This window comes from Mycobacterium sp. Soil_C_30, assembly GCF_057656995.1.
Window position 1 is genome coordinate 11,506 of record NZ_JBDGJH010000016.1, and the last position, 22,760, is coordinate 34,265.

Consider the following 22,760-nt stretch of genomic DNA (forward strand, 5'->3'; position numbering starts at 1 on the left):
AAGACGTTCCGTTCTCGCCTGCGCGGATTGTCGAATACGTTGCGGCTCAGTCAGTTTCCTGCGAACTTGCTGTGAGCCGATCGGGCGATCCTCCTTGGTTCTGGTGTCCGCCCGCCAGTTCCTCGGCGATCAGCGGTCCGAGTGATTCGAGGGTGGTCTGATCCATCAACTCGGAATGCCGGCAGTCCAGCGGAACCACCCGCACCCGGCCCGTGAGGTGGTCCTGCCAGCACTGTGACGCGACGCCGTGCAAGTCCATCTCGAGCACGGTGGCGTCGACGAAGAAGACGTCGCCGCCGTAGCGTCCGTATCGAGCCGACGCCGTGAAGCGTTCCGCCGAAACGTAATTCTCGATCACCTGAGCGATCTGCCGGTCGTCGAGTACGCCGATCGCGTCATCGTCGGCGCGCACCAGCGCCACCGCCTCGGCCACCGAGATCCGGTCCCCGACGTCGACGGCGAAACCCATCTCCCGCAGCAGGCCGGCCAGCACCGCGTCGGGATCGAACGCGGCTCCGGGATCGTCGGCGACGTCGGTCCGGGCGTCCAGCATGCCGACCCAGCTGACGTCGCGGCCGCGCCTGGTGAGTTCCTGGGCGATCAGTACGGCCAGCGCCCCACCGAAGGACCAACCGAGCAGCCGGACCGGACCCGTCGGCGCCGTCTCGCCCACCCGGTCGGCGTAGTCGGCCGCCAGCTCGCCGATGGTGTCCGGCAGCGCCGCTCCGCTGAACACCGGCGATTGCAGCCCGTACAGCGGAACATTCGCCGGCAGAAAGCGTTTGAGCCCGGCGAACTGCCAGCTGAGTCCACTGGCCGGGTGGACACAGAACAGCGGCGCCTCGGTGCCGCTGTCGCGCAACGGCAGTACCGGTGCCAGGCTGGCGCCGCTGTGCTCTCCACCGGCGGCCATCCGGCGGTCGACATCGCGCACCGTCGAGGCCACCATCAGATCCGCCACCGCCACGTCGATACCGAATTCCCGCCGCAGCGCTGCCGCCAGGCGCACCAGCAGCAACGAGTGCCCGCCGAGTGTAAAGAAGTCGGCATCGATGCCGGTGACCTCCACCCCGAGCACCGAGGAGAACAGCGCACACAACTGCCGTTGCCGCTCCGTCGTGGGAGGTGTTCCGGTGGCACCGCCGGATTCGGGTGCGGGAAGGGCGTTGCGGTCCAGCTTGCCGCTGGGGGTCAGGGGAAACTCCGAGACCAGGACATACCCCGACGGCACCATGTGGCTCGGCAGAGCCGCCCCGGCGTGCCGGCGCAACTCCGCAGCCGGGTCAGGCTGCGACCGCTCGGCCGCAACGTAGTACGCCACCAACCGGCCCGCGCGGGCCACCACCCGGGCCGAGGCCACCGCGGGATGTGCGGCCAGCACCGCCTCGATCTCCGCGGGTTCGATACGCACGCCGCGCAGCTTGATCTGATCATCGGACCGACCCCGGTATTCCAGCTGCCCGTCGGTCCGCCACCGCACCACATCGCCGGTCCGGTACAGCCGCGCCCCGGCATCGAATGGGCTGGCGACAAATCGCTCCGCGGTCAGACCGGCGCGGTTGAGATACCCGTGCGCCAGCTGGACACCGCCGAGATAGAGCTCCCCGGGCGCACCGACCGGCACCGGCCGCAGGTACTGATCGAGCACATGGACAGCGACATTCCAGCCGGGCTCGCCGAGTGCGACCGGGCCACCGTCGGCCGTCCAGCCGAGCACGTCCACCGACGCCTCGGTGGGGCCGTACAGGTTGTGCAGCGGCACCGCGGAACCGAAGGCGGCGGCGAAGCGGGTGGCCAACTCGGTGGACAGCGCTTCGCCGCCAACGGTCACCCGGGTCAGCGACGCGCACTGCTCCGTCGCTGCCTCCTCGAGGAACAGCTCCAGCATCGACGGCACAAAATCCACCGCGGTGACCCGGTGTGCCGCAATCACATCCGCCAGATAACGGGGATCGCGATGGCCGCCGGGCCGGGCCACCACCAGCGTCGCGCCCACCCCGAGCGGCCAGAACACCTCCCACACCGAGGTGTCGAAGCTGATCGGGGTCTTGACCAACATCCGGTCCTCGCCGGTCAACGGATAGGCGTGCTGCAACCACGCGATCCGGTTGGTGATACCGGTGTGCGGTACCGCCACCCCTTTGGGACGACCGGTGGAACCGGAGGTGTAGAGCACATAGGCCCAACCCGCCGGGTCGACAGGCCGGTCCAACGGCGGTGCGGTGCCGTCCCGTAACGCACGCACCGCAGCCATGTCATCGAGCACCATGACGGGCCGGGTGTCCTCGACCATGTAGGACAGCCGCTCCGGCGGATACTCCGGATCCAGCGGCAGGAACGCTGCCCCGGTCTTGGCGACCGCCACCAAGGCGACCACGAGTTCCACCGACCGCGGCAAGGACACCCCGACCACATCGCCGGCTGCCGCACCCAGGGCGGCCAGCCGAGCCGCCAACTGATCCGACCAGCGATCCAATTCCGCATAGGTGAGGTGTTGATCCTCGAAGAGCACCGCGGTGGCGTCCGGCGTCCGGCCGGCCTGTCCCGTGACACCCGAGGCCAAGTCGGTGTGCTCGACGTCATGGTCAGTGGGTTTGTCTGCCGGCGTGGCGGGTTCGTCGTCGAGCAGGAGGTCGACGGCTGCGATGTGTTGGCCGGGCGCGGCGGCGAGCTGCCTCAGCGTGGACACCAACCGTCGCGCCAGTGTCGCCACCGTGGATTCGTCGAACAGGTCGCTGCTGAACTCAGCCATCACCGAGGCGGTGCTGCCCGCAGGCCCCTCGATCAGCGTGAAGCCCAGATCGAACATCGCCGCCTCGACGGGTGGTTCCAGCCACTGTGTGGGCAGGCCGAACATCTGGGTTGGCGTGCCGTCGCGGCGGTGCGAGCCGACGAAGACGTTGAACAGAGGGTTGCGTCCGGCGACCCGAGGTGGGTTGAGCGCCTCGACCACATGCTCGAACGGCAGATCCTGATGAGCGAAAGCCGCCAGATCCGTGGCGCGGACCCGGCCCAGTAGTTCCTCGACAGATGGGTTGCCGGACAGGTCGATTCGCAGCACCACCGTGTTGACGAAGAAGCCGACGACCTCGTTCAACGCGCTTTCGTCACGTCCGGCAACCGGTGTGCCCACCACGATGTCGTCCCCGGCGCCCAGCCTGTGCAGCAGCACCGCGACGGCGGCGTGCAGCACCATCAGCGAGCTGATCTGCCGCTGCGCCGCCAACCTGCGCACCCCGTCGGCGACCTCGGCGGGCACCTCGATGTGCACCGCGCCGCCCGCACCGCTGGGACGGGCCGGCCGGGGCCGGTCGGCGGGCAGCGTCACCTCGTCAGGCGCACCGGCCAGGGTGTCGCGCCAGAATTGCAGATGCGCGTCACCGACCACCCCGAGCAGCTCCTGCTGCCACAGCGTGTAGTCGGCGTACTGGACGTCCAGCGGGGCCAACGCCGGGTCGGCCCCCGCACTGCGCGCACGGTATGTGCGGTCGAGGTCGGCCAGGAAGGGGCCGTCGGACCACTCGTCGGTGGCGATGTGGTGCAGCACCAGCAGCACCGTGTGATCCTGCGGGGCCGTCTCGAATATGTGTGCCCGAAGCGGGATCTCGGCGCTGAGATCGAACCGGTGGGCCGCGGCCGCGGCGATCCGTTCGTCGAGCTGGTGCGCCGCGCACTCGGCGAACTGCACATCGGGCCGGGTGCCGGGCGGCAGGATGTGCTGGAACAGCGCACCGTCACATTCGGTGAACACCGTGCGCAGAACCTCGTGCCGGTCCGCCACATCCGTCAGCGCGGTCGTCAGCGCCGCGACATCCAGACCGCCCGTCACGCGGAACGCCAGCGGATAGTTGTACGCCACACCGGTTTGGCCGAGACGGTCCAGGACCAGCAGCCGCGCCTGCGCCGGTGCGGCCGGGATCAGCCCGGGCCGTGGCATGGCCACCAATTCCGGGCGGGGCGGCTGCCCGGTCCCGGCGTGCGACTGCATCAGGGTCGCGAGTTCGGCCACCGTCCGGGCGTCGAAGACGTCGCGCAGGGACAGCTCGACGCCCAGCACCGCGCGGATACGGTTGATCAGCCGGATCGTCGCCAGGGAGTGCCCGCCCAGGTCGAAGAAGTCATCCTCGGCCCCGACCGCGGGGACGCCGAGAATTTCCGTGAACAGCTCACACAGCGTCTCCTCCTCGGGCGTGCGTGGTGCCCGGCTGTGTTGCCGCCGCGCCGCGTCGACCTCGGGTAGTGCTCGCACGTCGAGTTTGCCGTTGTCGGTCAACGGCAGCGCGTCGAGCACCGCGAGGGCCGAGGGCACCATGTATGCGGGCAGGTTCGCCGTCAGATGGCCCCGGATGTCGGTGAGCAGGTCGGCGGCTTCTGCGGCGTCTGTGGCGGCCACGACGTAGCCGACCAGTCGGTGCGAGCCCGGCGTGCTGGGGTCGGGTCGCGCGATCACCGCGGCCTGGGCCACGTCCGGGTGCTCGGCGAGCACTGTTTCCACATCACCCGGTTCGACGCGGTAGCCGCGGATCTTCACCTGGTCGTCGGTGCGGCCCAGGAAGTCCAGGTTGCCATCGGGCCGCCGCAGCACCAGGTCACCGGTGCGGTACATCCGGTGCTCGGCGCTGAACGGGTTGGCCACGAAACGGCCGGCGGTGAGGCCGGCCTGACCCAGGTAGCCGCGGGCCAGACCGGCTCCGGCGATGTACAGCTCGCCGGGCACACCGTCGGGCACCGGCCGCAGCCAGCCGTCGAGAATGTGGGCCTCGGTGTTCCAGATCGGTTGTCCCACAGTGGGGGAGCTGCTGTCGTCGGTGCCGCCGCCGAGGGTGTTGATGGTGTACTCGGTCGGGCCGTACAGGTTGTAGCCGTAGCTGGTCCGGCTGTCGCGCAGCCGTTCCCACACCGTGTTCGACACCGCTTCACCGCCGAGCAGGACCAGCACCGGCGCGTGGTCTCCGGATGCGAGCAGTCCCTGCTCGAACAGCAGGGCGGCGTAGGTGGGGGTGACGTTGATGACGTCGATCTGGTGCCGGTGGCAGTACGCGACCAGCGCGGTGCCGTCGCGGCGCAGGTTCTCGTCACAGATGTGCACCTCATGGCCCTCGATGAGCCACAGCAGTTCTTCCCAGGACATGTCGAACGAGAACGACACGGTGTGTGCGATGCGCAGCCGGCGTCCGCCGGCTTTCGCGATCGCCGGGCCGAAGATGGCCTCGCGGTGGTTGAGGTGCATGTTGGTGAGCCCGCGGTGGGCGGTCACCACACCCTTCGGTCGGCCGGTCGATCCCGACGTGTAGATCACGTATGCCGGATCGTCGAGCCGCGCCGAGAACCCGTCCCAGTCCGACCGCGCGGCCCGCAGCCGCACGGTCACCTCGGGACTGTCGAGCACCAGCAGTGTGCACCCCTCGGGGACCAGGCCTGCGATGCGCTCGGCCACCGCCGCGGTGGTCAGCAGGTACGACGGCCCGGCGTCGGCCAGCATCACCGCCAGCCGCTCGTCGGGGTAGTCCAGCTCCAGGGGTAGGTACGCCGCGCCGGCCCGCAGCGTGGCGAACAGCGCCACCACAGCGGTGATAGAGCGTGGAACGGCCAGCGCCACGGTGGTTTCCGCGGTGCGACCGCATTCGCGCAACAGCCAGGCCAGCCGATTGGTGCGGCGGTCCAGCTCGGCGTAGTCCACGCTGTCGCCACCGCAGACCAGTGCCGTCTGGGCCGCCGATTCCGCGGCGCGCTCGGCGAGCAGGTCCATGACCGTCGCGTCGGGCAGGTGGTGTCGGGTCGATTCGCCGCGCACCACCAGTTGGGCTTCCTCGTCGACGAGCGCAAGGGGCACCGCCGCCAGCGGGTCGCTGCACTCGTGTGTGCCGCCGATGTACAGCAGCACCTGCTTCAGCCGGTCCAGCAGCCGCGCGGCGTGGGCTTGCTGCACCACATCGGGCCGGTACTCCAACTTGACCCACAGCCGTCGGCCGGGCGACGCCACCCAGGTCAACGGGTAGTGCGACGCGTCGATGGAATCGTGGCCGAGGATGCCGTGCTCGGCTTCCATATCGGTGAAGGTGTCGTCATCGAGGAAGTTCTGCAGCACGTACAGGCTGTCGAACAGTGGCCCGCCCCCGGAAAGCGCGCCGTTGTCACGGTGGTCGGCGGCCAGCGCCCGCTGAATGTCGCCCAACCCGAGATACTCGTGGTCCATCAACTCGAGCCGCTGCTCCTGCACACCGCGCATGGTGTCGGGCAGTGACCGGTTCGCCGCCAGACGAACCCGGGTGGGCACGGTGTTGAGGAACAGCCCGATCACGGCGTCGATCCCGTCGATCTCGGTGGGCCGCCCGGCAACCGTGGAACCGAACACCACGTCGTCGCGGCCGGTCTCGTACCCCAGCACCAGCGCCAGCGCGGTGCTGATCACCGCGTTGAGCGTCACACCGGCAGTGCGTGCCTGGTGGCCCAGCTGCGTGGTCTGCTCGGCGGTCAAGGTGAACTCCAGCCGCCGCGCCAGCGTCGGCGCGGTGCCCACCGCCTCGGGAACCAGCAGCGTCGGGGCGTCCAGATCGCCGAGGTGCCGGGCCCACACACGTGCCGACGCCTCCCGGTCCCGGATCGCCAGCCACCGCAGATAATCATCGAAACCCGCACCAGGAGGCACTGATTCGGCGCTTCGGCCGGTGCGAGCCGCGGTGTACTCGGTGAACAATTCACGCAGCAGCTGCTCTCGGGACCAGCCGTCGAGCAACAGGAAGTGGTAGCTGAAGATCAGCCGGTCATGGCCGGCAGTGCGCAGCACCGTGAAACGGGCCAGCGGAGGCCGGTCGAGGTCGAAAGTGCGCAGCCGGTCCTCGGCGGTCAGTTCCTCGACCCGGCGGGCCAACTCGTCATCGTCGAGACCGGTCAGGTCGACGACCTCGGGTTCGCAGACCGGGTCGGCGGCGATGACGGCCACCGGTGCGGCCAGGTCGTCGGCGTGGAAGCCGGCGCGCAACACCGGGTTTCGTGCCATCACGGTGCGGTAGGCACTGCGCAGCGCGGCCACGTCGAGCGGGTCGGCGAAATCGAAGACGTTCTGCACGATGTACACCGCCGCGTCGGAGTACCGCGCTTGGAAGTACACCCCTTCCTGCAGCGGTGACAGCGGCCAGATGGTCGAGACGGCGTGTTCGGTCGACGCGCACACCGTGTCGATCTGATCCTGGGTCAGGTTCACCAGCGGCAGGTCCGAGGGCGTCAGCGCGGCCGCCGATGTGGTGGTGTCAGCGGCGTGTCGGCCGAGTTCTCGGAGCACCTCGGTCCAGGTGTCGGCCAACGCCGCGATGTCGTCACCGGAGAGCTCCCCGTCGGCGTAGGTGAACGTGGCGTGCAGCCGAGGCCCGGCTGCGGTGTCCGCGGTGTAGGCGTTGATCTCCAGCAGGTAGGGGGTGCCCAGGTCGGGGTCGGGTGCCACCCGCAGCGCCGTGACCTCGGGAGCGGCGGCCCAGTCCCGGCCGGAGTCGACCTGCGACCGACCCAGGTAGTTGAACAGCAGTTGGGGCGCGGGCATCCGGCCCAGGGCCGCGGCGGTGCGGGGATTGCAGTACCGAAGCTGGCCGAAGCCGAGACCCCCGTCGGGTACGGCGCGCAGCGTCTCCTTGACGGATTTCAGCGCGCCGAGGTGGTCATCGGTGTGATTGGCAGACAGTCGCACCGGCGCGATCGCGGTGAACCATCCAACGGTGCGGGACAATTCCAGATCCGGCCAGCCATCGCGGCCGTGCCGCTCGAGGTCCAGCACCAGCGCCTCGGCCGGTGCGCCTCGACCGAGCCGCCAGCGCCGCACCGCCAGCTGCACCGCGGTCACCAGCACCTCGGTCACGTCGGCGTTCGCCATCGCCGGAACCGCTGTCAGCAGCGGCCGGGTTTCGGCGACGGTCAGCCGTACCTCGTGGTCACGGGTGGCGCCGACGGTCAGTCCGACCGGCATCGCCTCCGGAATCAGTTCTGCGCCCGGTGCCAGCGTCGAGGTCCAGTGTTCGAACTCCGCCAGACGCGTTGCCTGCTGGGCGTTCTCGTGGACCGCCCTGGCATGGGCACGCAGGGAGGTCGGCACCGCGGCCAATACCGGTGGGCGGCCGGCCGCGACCTGGGTGTAGGCCTCGTGCAGATCGTCAGCCAGGATCTGCCAGGAGACGGCGTCCACGGCGAGGTGGTGCACCACCAGCAGGAGCCGGCCCTGTTGGTGGGCACCGCGGTCGAACCAGACCGCCTGGACCATGGCCCCGGTGTCGGGGTCCAGCCGTGCGACGGCCTGCTCCGAATGCACGCCGATGAGTTCTCGCAGTCGGTTGTCGTCGGCCGCCAAGGCGTCTACCCGCACCATCGACAATGGTTGTGCGGCAGTGATTTCCAGTGACCACAACATCGGCGCGGGGCGGTGCAGTTGTAGCCGTAACCCGTCGTGGCGGTGCACCACGGCGGTCAGCGCCGCCTCGAGGTGCTCCAGGCTGGCACCCGCCGGGGTGCGCAACAGTTCGGACTGGTTGAGCCGCGTGACGGTCCCCCCGAGTTCGGACAGCCGGTGCACGATCGGGGTGAGCATCACCTCGCCGTTGTCCTGCCCGGTGTCGTTGGAGGGTTCCCCCGGCACGGTCGCACCCGCCGCGGACAGGAGAGCCAGCGCGGCCGGTGTCCGGTGGGTGAAGACGTCCTGCGGTGTGATCTGTATGCCGAGGCGTCGAGCCCGGTTGACGAGCTGGATGGCGACGATGCTGTCACCGCCGGCGCCGAAGAAATCGTCGTCGACCCCGACATCGGTGCGCAGGATCTCGCTGCACAGTGCGGCCAGTTGTGCTGCCGCACCCTGGTCCGTCGCCGGGGTGGCCTGCGGCGTCTCCACCGGTTCGGGCAGCGCGGAGCGGTCCAGCTTGCCATTGAGTGTCAACGGCAACTGGTCCATCACGACGAATGCCGCGGGTGCCATGTAATCGGGTAGGCGCTGCGCGAGATGGGCACGCACAGCGGCGATGTCGACGGTTCCCACCAGGTAGCCGATCAACCGGGCCCGGCCGGTGGGGTCCTGACGGACCGCGGCGGCCGCATTGGTGACACCGGGCGCCGCGGCCAGCGCGGATTCCACCTCACCGAGTTCGATGCGGTACCCGCGCACTTTGACCTGGTCGTCGGAACGCCCGACGTAGACGAGGTCACCGGTGTGGGTCCACATCGCCGTGTCACCGCTGCGGTAGAGCCGCTCGCCGGCGGCGTCGAACGGGTTGGCCACGAACCGGGTCGCCGTCAGAGCGGGTTTGTGCAGATACCCGCGGGCGAGCTGCCCTCCGGCGACGTAGATTTCGCCGACCACGCCGACGGGCACCGGGTGCAGGGTGTCATCGAGCAGGTGGATCCGCAGACCGGGGATAGGTGCGCCGATCACGCTGTCGGTGCGGGCGGTGTCCTGGACTGCGATCGGCCGGTGGGACACGTGCACACAGGTCTCGGTGATGCCGTACATGTTCACCAGCACCGGCGCCTGCGCGGTGTGCCGCTCGTACCAGCGCGCCAGTCGGGTGGTGTCGAGTGCTTCGCCGCCGAACACGACGTAGCGCAGCGCCAGATCCGGTTGCCGGCTGCGGTCGGCTTCGATCAGTGGGTAGAACGCCGACGGGGTCTGGCTCAGCACGGTCACGTGTTCGCGGGCCAGGAGGTCCAGGAAGCGTTCCGGGTCGCGGGCGACGGACTGTTCCACCACCACCAGCCGTCCACCGTGCAACAGCGGACCCCACAGTTCCCACACGGAGAAATCGAACGCGGCCGAGTGGAACATCGTCCACACATCACCGGCCCCGAAGGAGAACAACGGGTCCGGGCTCTCGGTGACCCCGCGGAACAGGGCGGCCACATCGCGGTGTGTCACCGTCACCCCCTTGGGCACACCGGTGGAGCCGGAGGTGTAGATGACGTAGGCACCGTGGTCGGCGGTCAACGCGGTCTCGGGCAGCGGGCCGGTGGCCGGAAGAACCTCGGACAGCACCACTTCCGATGTCTGGCCGGCGCGCCAACCCGGCTTGTCCACCAGCACACACACCGGTGCCGAGTCGGCGAGGATGTGCTGCAGCCGGGCCGCCGGTGAGTCCACGTCGATGGGCACATAGGTACCACCGGCTTTGATCACCGCGAGCAATCCGACGATGAGGTCGACCGAGCGTGGGATCGCCACCGCGACACGTGTCTCCGGGCCGACCCCGCGGCGGATCAGTTCGGCGGCCACGGCCGTGGCCCGGTCCTCGAGTTCGACGTAGGTCAGCTGGTCGGCACCGCAGCGCACCGCCACCGCATCGGGCCACTGACGCACCGACGCGGTGAAGGCCTCGGCGAGGGTGCGCTCGGGGCCCGGCCGCGATGTCGCGGCCCCCTGCTGCGCCCGCTCTCCGGGGGTGCGGATGTCGAGACCGCCCACCGGCTGTCCCGGCTGCTCGACGAACGCGTGGAGCACCTGCTCGATGCGCTGGGTGAACAACTCCGCCTCGCCGTCGGTGACCACGGCGGCGTTGTACTTGATCTCCACGGTCAGCCGGTCATCGAGATAAGCCACGAAAGACACCGGGTAGTGCGGAGAGTCGGTACCGGTGAAGCCGTGATAGCTCAGCAGATCCGGGTGGGCGTGGGTCTCGCCGGGCCGGGTGGGGAAGTTCTCCACCACCACCATCGTGTCGAAGAGGTCACGCACACCGGTGAGCCGCGCCAATTCGGCCAGGCCCACGTGCTGGGCATCGAGCAGGGTGGACTGCTGATCCTGCAGGTCGGTGAACGCCGTCACGAGGGGCGTGTGCGTGTCCCACGACATCGGCACCGGAATGGTGTTGATCAGCAGCCCCACCAGCGTCTCGGTACCGGCGAGGTCACCGCCGCGCCCGGAGACCGTCGACCCGAACACCACCTTGCGGCGCCCGGTCATCCGCCCCAGCAACAGTCCCCACGCCCCGTGCAGGACATTGCTCACCGTCAGCCCGTGCTCGCGTGCGGTGTCGGTGAGGGCACCCGTCAGCTCGGGGGACAACCGCTTCACGCAGCTGCGGTGTTCGCCCACCGCCGCGGACCCGGCGGGGAAGAGCTTGGTGGGCTCGACGCCGGCCAGTGCGCTCGACCACACCTGGTGCGCGATGTCGGGGTCGGCGGAGGTCACCGACTCGATGTGGTCGCGCAGGGTGACCGTCAGCGGTGCCGGTCCGCTGCTGCCCGTCACCGCCGCGTTGTAGTGCGCCACGATGTCGCCAAAAATCACCGGGTAGGACCAGCCGTCGGCGACGATATGGTGCATGGTCTGGATCAGCCGGTGCCGGCCGGGGGACAGGGTCACCAGGGTGTACCGCAGCAGCGGCGGCCGGGACAGCTCGAAGGGACGCGAGAGTTCCCTCTGGGCAATCACGTTCAGATCCTGAGGACGGGCGCTGATGTCGATCACGTCGACGTCGACGGGGACCTGTGCCCAGATCACCTGCGCCAGCCGGCCGTCACGGCGTTCGAGGAACCCGGCGCGCAACCCCTGGTGCCGGTGCAGCACCGCTTGAACACTGTCGCGCAGCCGGAGGGCGTCGACGGTCCCGGTGAGCTCGGCGATCTGCTGAACCCGGTAGGTGTCCTGGTAGCCCTCGACCCCGGCGCCCAGCACATTGTGGAAGTACATGCCCTCCTGCAGCGGCAGCAGCGGCAGTATCTCCTCGACGGTGTCGGTCTGTTCCCAGTCGTCCAGATCGGCCTGGGTGAGCTCGATCAGCGGGAAATCCGATGGGGTGTGCCCGCGCAGTGCCGTGCAGCGGGTCAACGCGGTCAGCGCTTCGGCCCACAGCTGGGCCAGCGCGGTGATGTCGGTGGCCTCGAGCAGCCCGCCGGGCCAGGCCAGGGTGGCGCTCAGCACGGTGCCTTCGGGACGGTCCTCGGCCAGCGCGTTGATCTCCAGTGCCACAGCGGGATTCGCCGGGTCCACCCCTTCACGCAGCGCCCCGGTGTGCGCCACCGGCTCCCAGTCGGCACCGCCGCCGCCGGCGAACCGGCCCAGGTAGTTGAAGAGGATCTGCGGTGCAGTGCCGTGCACCGACCCATCGAGGTGACGCAGCGCCCCGAAACCAAGCCCGCGACGCGGCGTGGCCCGCAGCTGTTCCTTGACCGCCTTCGCCGCCGCAGCCAGCGGCTCGCCGCCTGCGAGTACCTGCGGCCAGCTCAGCTGTCCCGGATCGAGGCGAACCGGGTAGATCGAGGTGAACCAGCCGATGGTGCGGGACAGATCCAGGTCGCCGGGGAGCAGGTCGGCTTCGCGGCCGTGGCCTTCGAGGTTGAGCAGCGCCGCCCGGGCCTGCGGGTACCCGCGATCGGCCCGCCACTGTGCCAGGGCCAGCGAGAAGGCGGTCAGCAGCACGTCGTTGACACCGCCGTGCAGCGCGGCGGGTACCGCCGACAGCAGCGCCGAGCTGACATCGGCGGGTAGCGAAAAGCGGTGAGTGCGTACGGTTTCGGCGAGGTCGACCGCAGGATCGAGCGGGCGCCGGCCCAGGTCGGGGTCTTCAGTGGACAGGATCGAGTTCCAGTACGCCGCTTCCTCGCTGAAATCGAGCTGGGCGAGCGCGTGTGACCAGGTGCGAAACGACGTCGGGACATCATCGAGCTGGACGGGCCGGCCGGCGGCGACGGCCGCCCAGGCGCGGGCCAGGTCTTCACCGAGAATCCGCCATGACACACCGTCGACTACCAGGTGGTGGACCACCAGCAGAAGCTGCCCGGTCGAACCCGGGCTGTCGTACCAGACCGCGCGCACCATCACGCCGTGCTCCGGGACCAGTTCGGCGGCTGCGGCAGCGGTCGCGGCGTCGATGTCGCCGGCTGCCGGCACACCGTGGTGACGGGTCAGCAGCGGGGACGTTTGGCCGGGTTCAGGCACGGTCAGCGTCCAGCGGTCGGCGCTGCGATCCAGCCGGGCGCGCAGCATGCCGTGCGTGGCGACGACGGACCGGAGCACGAGTTGCAGCTGATCGGTGGTGATTCCGCGTGGCGTCGTGAGCACCATCGCCTGGTAGAAGTTCGACAGCGGTGTTCCGGCCTGCTCGGTTTCGGCGAGCATCGGGGTGGTGGTGATGGCCCCGACGCCGGTGTCTTGCCGGGTGCCGGCCTCTACCGCCACACCGGCGACCGACGCCAGCGCCGCGATGCTCCGGCGGCGGAACACCTCGCGAGGTGTCAGGTGCAGGCCCGCCTTGCGGGCGCGCCCGCACACCGAGATCGACGAGATGCTGTCACCACCGAGTGCGAAGAAGTCGTCGTCGACGCCGATATCGGCACGGTTCAGACCGAGGACTCCGGCAACCACCTCGAGCAGGATCTCTTCCCGAGGGTTACGCGCGGCCCGGGTTTCACCGCGGTTGGCCGCCACAGGCTCGGGCAGCGCAGCGACGTCGAGCTTGCCGTTGATGGTCAGCGGCAACGCGTCGACCACACCGAACCGGGCCGGAACCATGTATCCCGGCAGTGCCGCTGCCAGGTGGTCTCGCAGTCCCAGAATGAACTCGCGGTGATCTGCGGGCTCGGTGGAGGCAATGACGTAGGCGGCCAGCGTTTTCACCGGTGGGGTGGCGCCCGTGCTTCGCACCACGACCGCACACCGGGCCACCCCCGGTGCGGTGCTCAGCACCGACTCGATCTCCCCGAGTTCGATCCGGTAACCGCGGATCTTCACCTGGTCGTCGGCGCGGCCCAGGAAGTCCAGCTGCCCGTCGTCACGCAAGCACACCAGGTCGCCGGTGCGGTACATCCGGCCGCCGGGCACGTACGGGTCGGCCACCATCGCGGTGGCGGTCTGCCCAGGCCGGTGGTGATAACCGCGGGCCAGACCCGTTCCGGCGATGTAGAGCTCGCCGGTGGCGCCGTCGGGGACAGGTCGCAGGGCGGCGTCGAGGATGTAGCCCCGGGTGTTCCAGATCGGCTGTCCCACCGTGGGTGTGGCACTGTCCGCGGTGCCGCCGCCCAGGGTGTTGATGGTGTACTCCGTGGGGCCGTAGAGGTTGTAGCCCGCCGACGACGGGTGGTCCCGCAGAGTTCTCCAGACCAGCTCGCTGACGGCTTCACCACCCAGGAGCACCAGAACCGGCGGATGCCTGTCGGCGGTCTCATCCAGGAGGCCGGCCTCCAGCAGATGATGCGCGTAGCTGGGCGTCACGTTGATGACGTCGATCCGGTGCCGGTGGCAGTACTCGACCAGTGCGGGCGCGTCGCGGCGCAGTTCCTCGTCGCAGATGTGCACGCGGTGGCCTTCGACGAGCCAGAACAGTTCCTCCCAGGACATGTCGAAGGAGAACGACACCGTGTGCGCGATGCGCAACCGGCGGCCACCGGCCTTCGCGATGGCCGGGGCGAAGATCGCCTCCCGGTGGTTGAAGTACATGTTCGTCAGCCCCGCATAGGGGGTGAGCACTCCCTTGGGGCGGCCGGTGGACCCGGAGGTGTAGATCAGGTAGGCGGGGTGTTGCGACCGGTGCCGGCTGGTGGCAAAGGTGCCGAGTTCGCCGGCGGCGAGCGGGGTGTCCGGCAGCGCCGCGACGGTTGTCCGGGTCTCCGCGGTGTCGGTGGTGATCACGGCGGCGCCGCATTGGCCCGCGCTGTCGATCAGTGCGGTCTGCTCCGAGGTGGTGACCAGCAGGACGGGGCGCGCGTCGTCCAGGATGGTGCGTAGCCGGTCCATCGGCAGGTCGAGTTCCAGCGGCAGGTACGCCGCGCCACTGCGCAGGACCGCGAACAGTGCCACCACCATGTCCAGGGAGCGCGGCAGTGCCAGGGCGACAAAGGTCTCCGGTGCCGCGCCGTTGGCCAGCAGATGCCTGGCGAATCGGGTGACCCGGTGGTCGAACTCACGGTAGGTCAGCTCCTGGGAGCCGAACACCAGGGCGATGTCGTCGGGTTCGCGCTGCGCCTGCCTGGCGAGGAGTTCGGCGATGGTCACCGGCTCGACCGGCCGGGTCGTGGCGCCCCAACGGGTGTCCAGTTCGGCGCGGCGCGCAGCACCGAGCAGATCGACGGCCCCGGCCGCGGTGGCCGGTGCCTCGGCGATGGTCTGCAGGACGGTCAGGAGCTGATCGACCATCTCGTGGGCGCGTTCGGCACCGATCACCCGGTATTCGAGTTTGACGGTGAGTTCGGCGCCGGGGGTGAGCACCCACGTCAGCGGGAAGTGTGTGGTGTCGTGGTAGTCGACGTCGACGATGCCGTGCTCGGCCTCCAGGTCGGTGAACGTGTCGTCGTCGAGGAAGTTCTGCAACACCAGCAGGGAGTCGAACAGGCCGCGCCCGGATTCGCCTGCGGCGCGCTGGATCTGGCCGAGGCCCAGATGGTCGTGGCGCATCATGGTCAGGCGTTGTTCGTTGACGGCGCGCATGGCTTCCGCGGCGGTGACGGCGGGCGAGAGCGCCAGCCGCACCGGCACGGTGTTCAGGAACAACCCGATGGTTTCGTCGATCCCGGCCAGTTCGCCGGGGCGGCCCGCGACGGTGGCGCCGATGACGACGTCGGTGGTTCCGGCGTGGTACCCGGTGATGAGCGAGACGGCGGTGGTGACAACGGCGTTGAGGGTCACCCCGAGGTCGTTGGCGCAGCGGTACAGCCGCTCGGTCACCGCGCGTGGTACCTGCACGATGACGCGGCCCGGCTCGGACTCGGCAGCCGCGTCGGGGTGCCCCGGTTCCACTCCGCTGGCCAGCGAGGGGCCGCTCAGCCCGGACAACAGGTCCCGCCACGCCTCGGTGGCTTCGACGGCCTTGGCTCCCCGGTCGTCGCCCAGCCAGGCCAGGTACTCCACCACCAGATCTCCGTGTGGGGCCACGGCACCGTCGGTTCCCCCAGAGCTGTACAGCGCGAACAGTTCTCGCAGCACCAGCTCCCGTGACCAGCCATCGAAGAGCAGGAAGTGGTAGGTGAACAGCATCCGGTCCCGCCCGTCGGGCAGCCGGATCACCGTCACCCGCATCAGCGGCGGGTGCTCCAGATCGAAAGGCCGCACCCGGTCTTCGGCACCGGTGCCGTGGTCGCCGTCGACCACCCGGATCTGCACGGCGGGGTCGGTGTCGTCGAGGCTGCGGATCACCTGCACCAACGCGGTGGAGTCGCCGTCGTCGACGGTGTGGAATCCGGCGCGCAGCTGTGGGTGGCGTCGCAGCAGCGCCACAAAGGCCCGCTGCATCGCCTCGATGTCGATGCGCCGGTCGAAGTGGAAGGTGTTCTGTGCGATATAGGTGCCGGCGGTACCCGCCAGTGTGCTCTGGTAGTAGACACCCTGTTGGAGGGGCGACATGGCCCAGATGTCTTCCACTGCCGAGTCGGCGGCCAGACGCGTCAGGGTGTTCGCCGACAACGGGGCTGTTCCGAACCGCGGCACCGAGTCTGTGGCCGCCACCCCGGCGGCCGGCGTGGCGGCGATGAGGGCGGCCAGCCCGGCCGGGGTGCGGCGCCGGAACACGTCTTCGGTGGTGACCCGCACGCCCGCCCTGGCCAGCCTGCTGGTCACCCGGATAGCCGAGATGCTGTCACCGCCGGCGGCGAAGAAGTCGGCGTCGACGCTGATGGTCTCGCGGTCCAGCACACCGGCCATCACTTCGACGATCACCCGTTGCAGGTCGTCGGCGGGCGCCACCACCTCGCCGGTGGTGACCGTCGCCTGACCGGCCCGGGCTCGCAGCCCGGCGATATCGCGTTTCCCGTTGGGCAACAGCGGAATCGACTCGACCACGTGGATCACCGCGGGCACCAGATGCCGGGGGAGCTCATCGGCCAGTGCGTTGCGTACCTGTGCGCTGTCGAGCTCGGCGGCGTCGGTGACGACGAACGCGGCCACCGCCGTGTCGGTGCCCACCACCGCCGCTTCCCGGATGTCACCGCGGCGGGTCAGCGCCCGCTCGATCTCACCGGGCTCGACGCGGTGGCCGTTCACCTTCACCTGGCTGTCGGCGCGGCCGGCGAAGACCACCCGCCCGTCGGGCAGCCGGGCACCCAGATCGCCCGTGCGGTACATCCGGCCGCCGCCGGGGGCCGCGACGAACCGGGCGGCGGTCTGGCCGGGCGCGCCCAGATAACCGCGCGCCAGTTGGTGCCCGGACACGTAGATCTCGCCGATCACCCCGTCCGGAAGATCCCGCAGGGTGTGGTCGAGGATGTGCACACCTGCGCCGGGAACCTCGGTGCCCAGAGTGACACCACCGGTCTGCTCACCGCTGAGCACGTCCCCGGTAACCTCGGATGAGCCATAGGAATTCACCACCGTGGCGTGGGGGCAGCTCTGGTGCAGCAGGGCCAGTTGGTCGGGCTCGAGTGCCTCCCCGCTGACGATCCAGCGGGCCAGGCTGCGCACATCGTCGGGTCGTTCCTGCGCCAACACCGCAGCCAGTGACGGCACCGCCAGCAGTTGGGTCACCTGATGGTCGCGGACCAGCTGAGCCAGCGAGCCGCCGTCGCGGGCTTCGGTGTCCCCGGCAAGTACGGTGCACGCGCCGGCGATGAGACCGCCCAGCAGTTCTGTGGTGCCGTCGATGAAGGCCAACGAACTCTTGGCCAGGCGGATGGCCGCCGGCCACTGCGCCGCCGCCCAGGACAACCGGTTGGCCAGGGCGCCATGGGTTCCCACCACCGCTTTGGGCTCCCCGGTGGAGCCGGAGGTGTAGAGCACCGATACCGCATCGCAGGGGCTGAGCTCGACCTCGGGCATCGCGTCCGTGGCCCGGCCGACGTCACGGACGTCGACCACCGCGGCCCGCCCGAGGAGCCGGTCGGGCAGTTCGACGGGGCCTTGGTCGAGAGCTTGCCCATCGACGACGACGGCCCGGGGCCGCGCGTGCGCAAGCATGTAGTCGATGCGGGCGCGCGGGTAGGAAAGGTCCACGGGCAGGTAGGCGGCGCCGGTGATGATGGTCGCCCACAGGGCGGCCACGGCGTCGCCGGTGCGTGGCAGGGCCAGCGCGACGATGTCGCCGCGCTGCACCCCGGCGTCGATGAGCCGGGCGGCCAGTGCGGCGGCGCGGGATCGCAATTCGGCGAACGTCATCGAGGTGTCCCCGCACACCAGGGCAGGCTCCTCGGAGTGCGCGGCGGCGGCCCGGGCCAGCAGTTCGGTCACCGTGGCGTCGGCGGCGACCGGCGGCAGAGCTGCCCGGCCGGCACTGGTCAGCGTCAGGTCGGCGCACCGGGCCGACGGGTCCTCGGTCACCGTGGTCAGCAGGTGGACGAATGCTGCCGTCACCGCATCCGCGAAGTCGTCGCTGATCTGCGCGCGGTTGTTGGTCACCGTGACGGTGACGGTGTCGTGGACGGCGATCATGATGGTGAGCGGATAGTGCGGTGCTTCGATGACGTCGATCTCACCGAGGGCGAGGTCGGCGACGACGTGCGTTGTGGCGCCGAGGTTCTCGATGACCACCAGCGAATCGAACAATTCGTCGACACCGGCGATGTGATGTGCCTCCACCAGCGGCAGGTGGTGGTGTTCCACGACGCCGGACTCGAGGGCTGCCAGCCGCGCGGCGACCTCTGCGGCGGTGTTGCCGGCGGACCACCGGACGCGGACGGGGACGGTGTTGACCAGTAGGCCCACCATCGATTCGATGCCGGGTAGGTCTGCGCCGCGGCCGGAGACCACGGTGCCGAACACCACGTCGTGGCTGCCCGTCAGGCGCCCCAGGGTGAGCCCCCATGCGGTGTGCAGCCAGGTGCCGACACTCACCGAAGCCCGTGCCGCCGCTCCGGCCACGGTGTGGCGGGCGCCGGCGGAGGCCCGTCGGCGGCCGAAACCTCGTGCGGGGGAGCGGCTGTCGCGAGTCCCGTCGGCGGCGGCCAGGCGGGTGGGGCCGTCGAAGCCGGTCAAGGCCAGGGTCCAAGCGGCCCGGTCGGCGGCGCGGTCGACCTCGCTGCGGCCGTTCTGCCAGTCGGTGAAGCGGATGAACTGCGGGGCCGGGCCGGCGAAATCGGCGCCGGAGTAGGCGGTCAACAGGTCATCCAGCACCAGCGGCACCGACCATCCGTCCGCGACGATGTGATGCACCGTCTGGATCATGGTGTGGACGTCGTCGCTGCGCCGGACCAGGGTGTACCGCGTCAGCGGGGGACGGGCCAGGTCGAACCGGCGGTCACGCTCATACGAGGCACGCTGTGCCACAACGGTATCCGGGTCGGTGTGGCCGCGGGCATCCACCACGTCGAAGTCCGGGGGTTCCGGCGCGGCGTACACGGCCACCGGGGTGCCGTCGCCCAGTGTGGTGAACGCCGCCGACAGCGCGCGGTGCCGGTGCACGACGGTCTCGGTGGCGCGCTGGAAGCGTGCGAGGTCGAGCGGGCCGGTGATGTCGACGATCTGCTGCACCACGTAGGGATCGTGGCTGCGGGTGAAGCCGGAGTGGAAGTAGATGCCCTGCTGGGTCGAGGTGAGCGGTGTGACGTCCTGTAGGCCGCGGTAGCGCCGCTGCAAGTCGGTGACGTCGCCGGTGGTGAGGCAGACCCGGGAGAAGTCGGTGACGCTGTGGCCGGCGACGGTATCGCTGTGGGCGATCGCGGTCAGCACCTCGGTCCACAACTTCGCCAGGCGGGTGATCTCGGCCTCGGGGAGCACACCGCAGGGCCAGCTGAACGTTGCGCGCAGGACGACGCCCTCGGTGGAGGTGACGGCTTCGGCGTTCACCTCGAGCAGGCGGGGCAACGGCATGCTCGGGTCGCGGTCTTCGAGGACGGCGTCGCCGGCGAACGCCCACGGCCGCTCGGTGGTGTCGAAACGGCCGAGATAGTTGAACAGCACCTGCGGGGTGGCCGTCAGGTCCTGGCCCCGCAGATAGCGCAGTGCACCGTAGCTCAGGCCGTGTGAAGGCACCCGGCGCAGCTGGTCTTTCACCGAACGGACCGCAGCGCCGAGCTGGTGGTCTCCGGAAAGCGCAGCCCGCCAATCGAAATCGGCGTCGTGGAGGGCAACCGGATAGAGCGTGGTGAACCAGCCGACGGTCGACGACAGGTCGGGGTCTCCCGCGTACTGGGGCTCGCGGCCGTGGCCCTCCATCTCGATCAGCACCTCTGCACCTTCGAGATCGCGGTCGGCGTGCCACTGCCGCAGCGCGAGATACAGCGCCGCCACCAGGGCGTCATTGACGTGCCCGTGGATCCGGTCCGGGATGTCGGTCAGGATGGTCTCACTGACCGCCGGGGGCACCTCGACCGTGAGCCTCGATTCGGTGGCGACGGTGTCGATCTCCGGATCGAGCGGTCGGTCGCCCCAAGGCGTCTCGGTCACCGCGCAGGTCTGCTGCCAGTAGGCGTGATCGTCGTCGAACACTCCCGCTGCCGTCGCCTGGGTGAGCCCCTGTGTCCAGGCCCGCCACGACGTCTCCTCGGGCCGCAGTGCTGCGCTCTGGCCCGCGCTCACCCGGTCATGTGCCTGGGCGATGTCGTCGGCGAGGATGCGCAGTGACACCCCGTCCATGACGATGTGATGTGCCATCACCACCAACCGGCCCGGCGCCGAACCGCGCCGTAGCCAGCCGAAGCCGATCATGACGCCTGTTGCCGGATCCAGGGCCGCGACCACCCGGTCGCGCAGCGCGCTCTGCGCGGTCACCAGGTCCTGATCGGTGGCCACGTCGACGACGGTGAGCGCAACCTCCGGCGGCGCGGAGGCGATGGTCAGTGCCGATGCGTCCCCGTGCGCTGACGCCCACAGCAGCGGGTGGCGCGCCAGTGCGGCGGCCAGCGCGGTCCGCAGTGCCTCCTCGTCCAGCTCCGCCGGGGTCAGAAGCGCCATGCCCTGATAGAAACCGTCGAGCACGGAACCGGATGCCGAGGCCGCGATCTCGTCGAGCCATCGCAGGATCGGGGTTGCGGTGACGGGCCCGGTGGGTTCGACGGCGGGGGTGTCGGAGGAGGCGACGCTGGTGTCGTGGAGCAGCGGCGCCAGCGCTGCTGCGGTGCGGTGGGTGAACATGTCCCGCGGCCGCAGTGTGTAACCGTGCGCCCGCAGCTTGCTGACCACCCGGATGGCAACGATGCTGTCGCCGCCCAGTGCGAAGAAGTCGTCGTCGACACCGACGGCTTCGGAGTCCAGCGCCTCGGCGAACGCCTGGCACAGTACTGCCTCCCGCGGCGTGCGCGGCGGGGTCGCCGCCGAACGCGGCGCCACCTCGGGGGCGGGAAGTGCCCGCCGGTCGGTCTTGCCGTTGGCGGTCAGCGGCACCCGGTCGAGGCCCACCAGCCAGGTGGGCACCATGTACTCGGGCAGCCGGGAACGGGCCCAGTCGGTGATGTTCCGTTGCAGCGCGGCATCGTTGGTCACCCCGTCGGCGGCCACCACGTAGCCGACCAGGTGATCGGCGCCGCCGTGTCGGTGTACGTTCACCACGGCCTGGCGCACCGACGGGTGGTCGGCGAGCTGCGATTCGATTTCCTCCAGCTCGATCCGGCGGCCGCGGATCTTGACCTGGTTGTCGGCGCGACCCAGGAACTCCAGTGAGCCGTCCTCGGTCCAGCGGGCCAGGTCACCGGTGCGATACATACGTGACCCGCGGGAATCGAACGGGTTGGCCACGAAGCGGGAGGCGGTCAACGAGGGTGCGTTGACGTAGCCACGACCCAGCAGGAACCCGGCGGCATACAGTTCACCGCCCACCCCGGGTGGCACGGGACGCAGTGCGTCGTCCAGTACGTAGAGCTGGGTGTGCGGATTCGGTCTGCCGATGGACGTCGCGATCCGCTCGGCGCTGTCGCGGTAGATCACGTGTGAGACACCGATGGTCGCCTCAGCCGGTCCGTACCCGTGATACAGCGTGGTGGTCAGCTGCCGGCGGAACCGGCCGAACAGTCCGGGGGTCAGCACCTCACCGCCGCACCAGACGTGCCGCAGCGACGCGAGCGCGCTGGGGGCGCCGCCGCTGACGGTCAGGCGGTCGAGTTCCAGCAGAGTGTCCAGCATCGATGACACCAGGTACACGAACGTGACCCGCTGGGCGCGGATCAGCTCGAGGAGGTACTCGGGGTCCTTCTCACCGTCGGGGTCGGCGACGACGACGCGACCGCCGCTGGTCAGCGGCAGCAGGATCTCGTTGACCGAGATGTCGAACGACAGCGGGGCCTTGAACAGCGACGCGTCGTCGCGGCCGAACATCAGGATCTGATCACGTTGCCAGACAAGACGTTCGGCGATGGCGTCGTGCCGGATCATCGCACCCTTGGGCTTGCCGGTGGAGCCCGACGTGAAGATGACGTAGGCGAGTTGTGCTGATTGCACCATCACCGCGGGCGCCTCGGCGGGGTGCTCGTCGTGGCGCCAGTCGTCGAGGTCCACCGGTAGCGTCGGCACCCCCCAGTGGGTGTCGTCGCCGGGGACCACCAGGGCTGCGACTGCGCCTGAGTCCGCCAGCACCTGTTCCCGGCGATGCTGGGGCCAGCCGGGATCCAGCGGCACGAACGCCGCGCCGGCCACCATGGCGGCCAGCACGCACACCACCATCTCGGCCGAACGCGGCACGCCGACGGCAACCACGGCTTCCTGCCTGCTGTCGGCCGTCCGGATCGCATGCGCCAGTTGTGTTACGCGCCGGTTCAATTCGCGGTAGGTCAGACTGCGTGCCCCGTGCGCCACCGCCACCGCTTCCGGGGTGGCGGCGGCTTGGGCGGCGAACAGTTCGGGCACCGTCGAGGTCCACTCGGGTGTCGAGTGGTTGTTCCATTCCTCGAGCAGTTCGGCGATGTCCAGCGAATTCGCGGTCACGTTCGGGCAACCTCTCGGTCGA

Annotated in this window: 1 protein-coding gene; it reads right to left on the reverse strand. The window is 69.8% G+C overall.

From position 1 onward, the window contains the following. Nucleotides 1–46 precede the first annotated feature (46 nt). Nucleotides 47–22,738: a non-ribosomal peptide synthase/polyketide synthase gene (locus AC3A6P_RS24915; RefSeq protein ID WP_487694614.1), complete on the reverse strand. Its 22,692-nt coding sequence runs from the start codon at nt 22,736–22,738 to the stop codon at nt 47–49. Nucleotides 22,739–22,760: the final 22 nt, after the last annotated feature.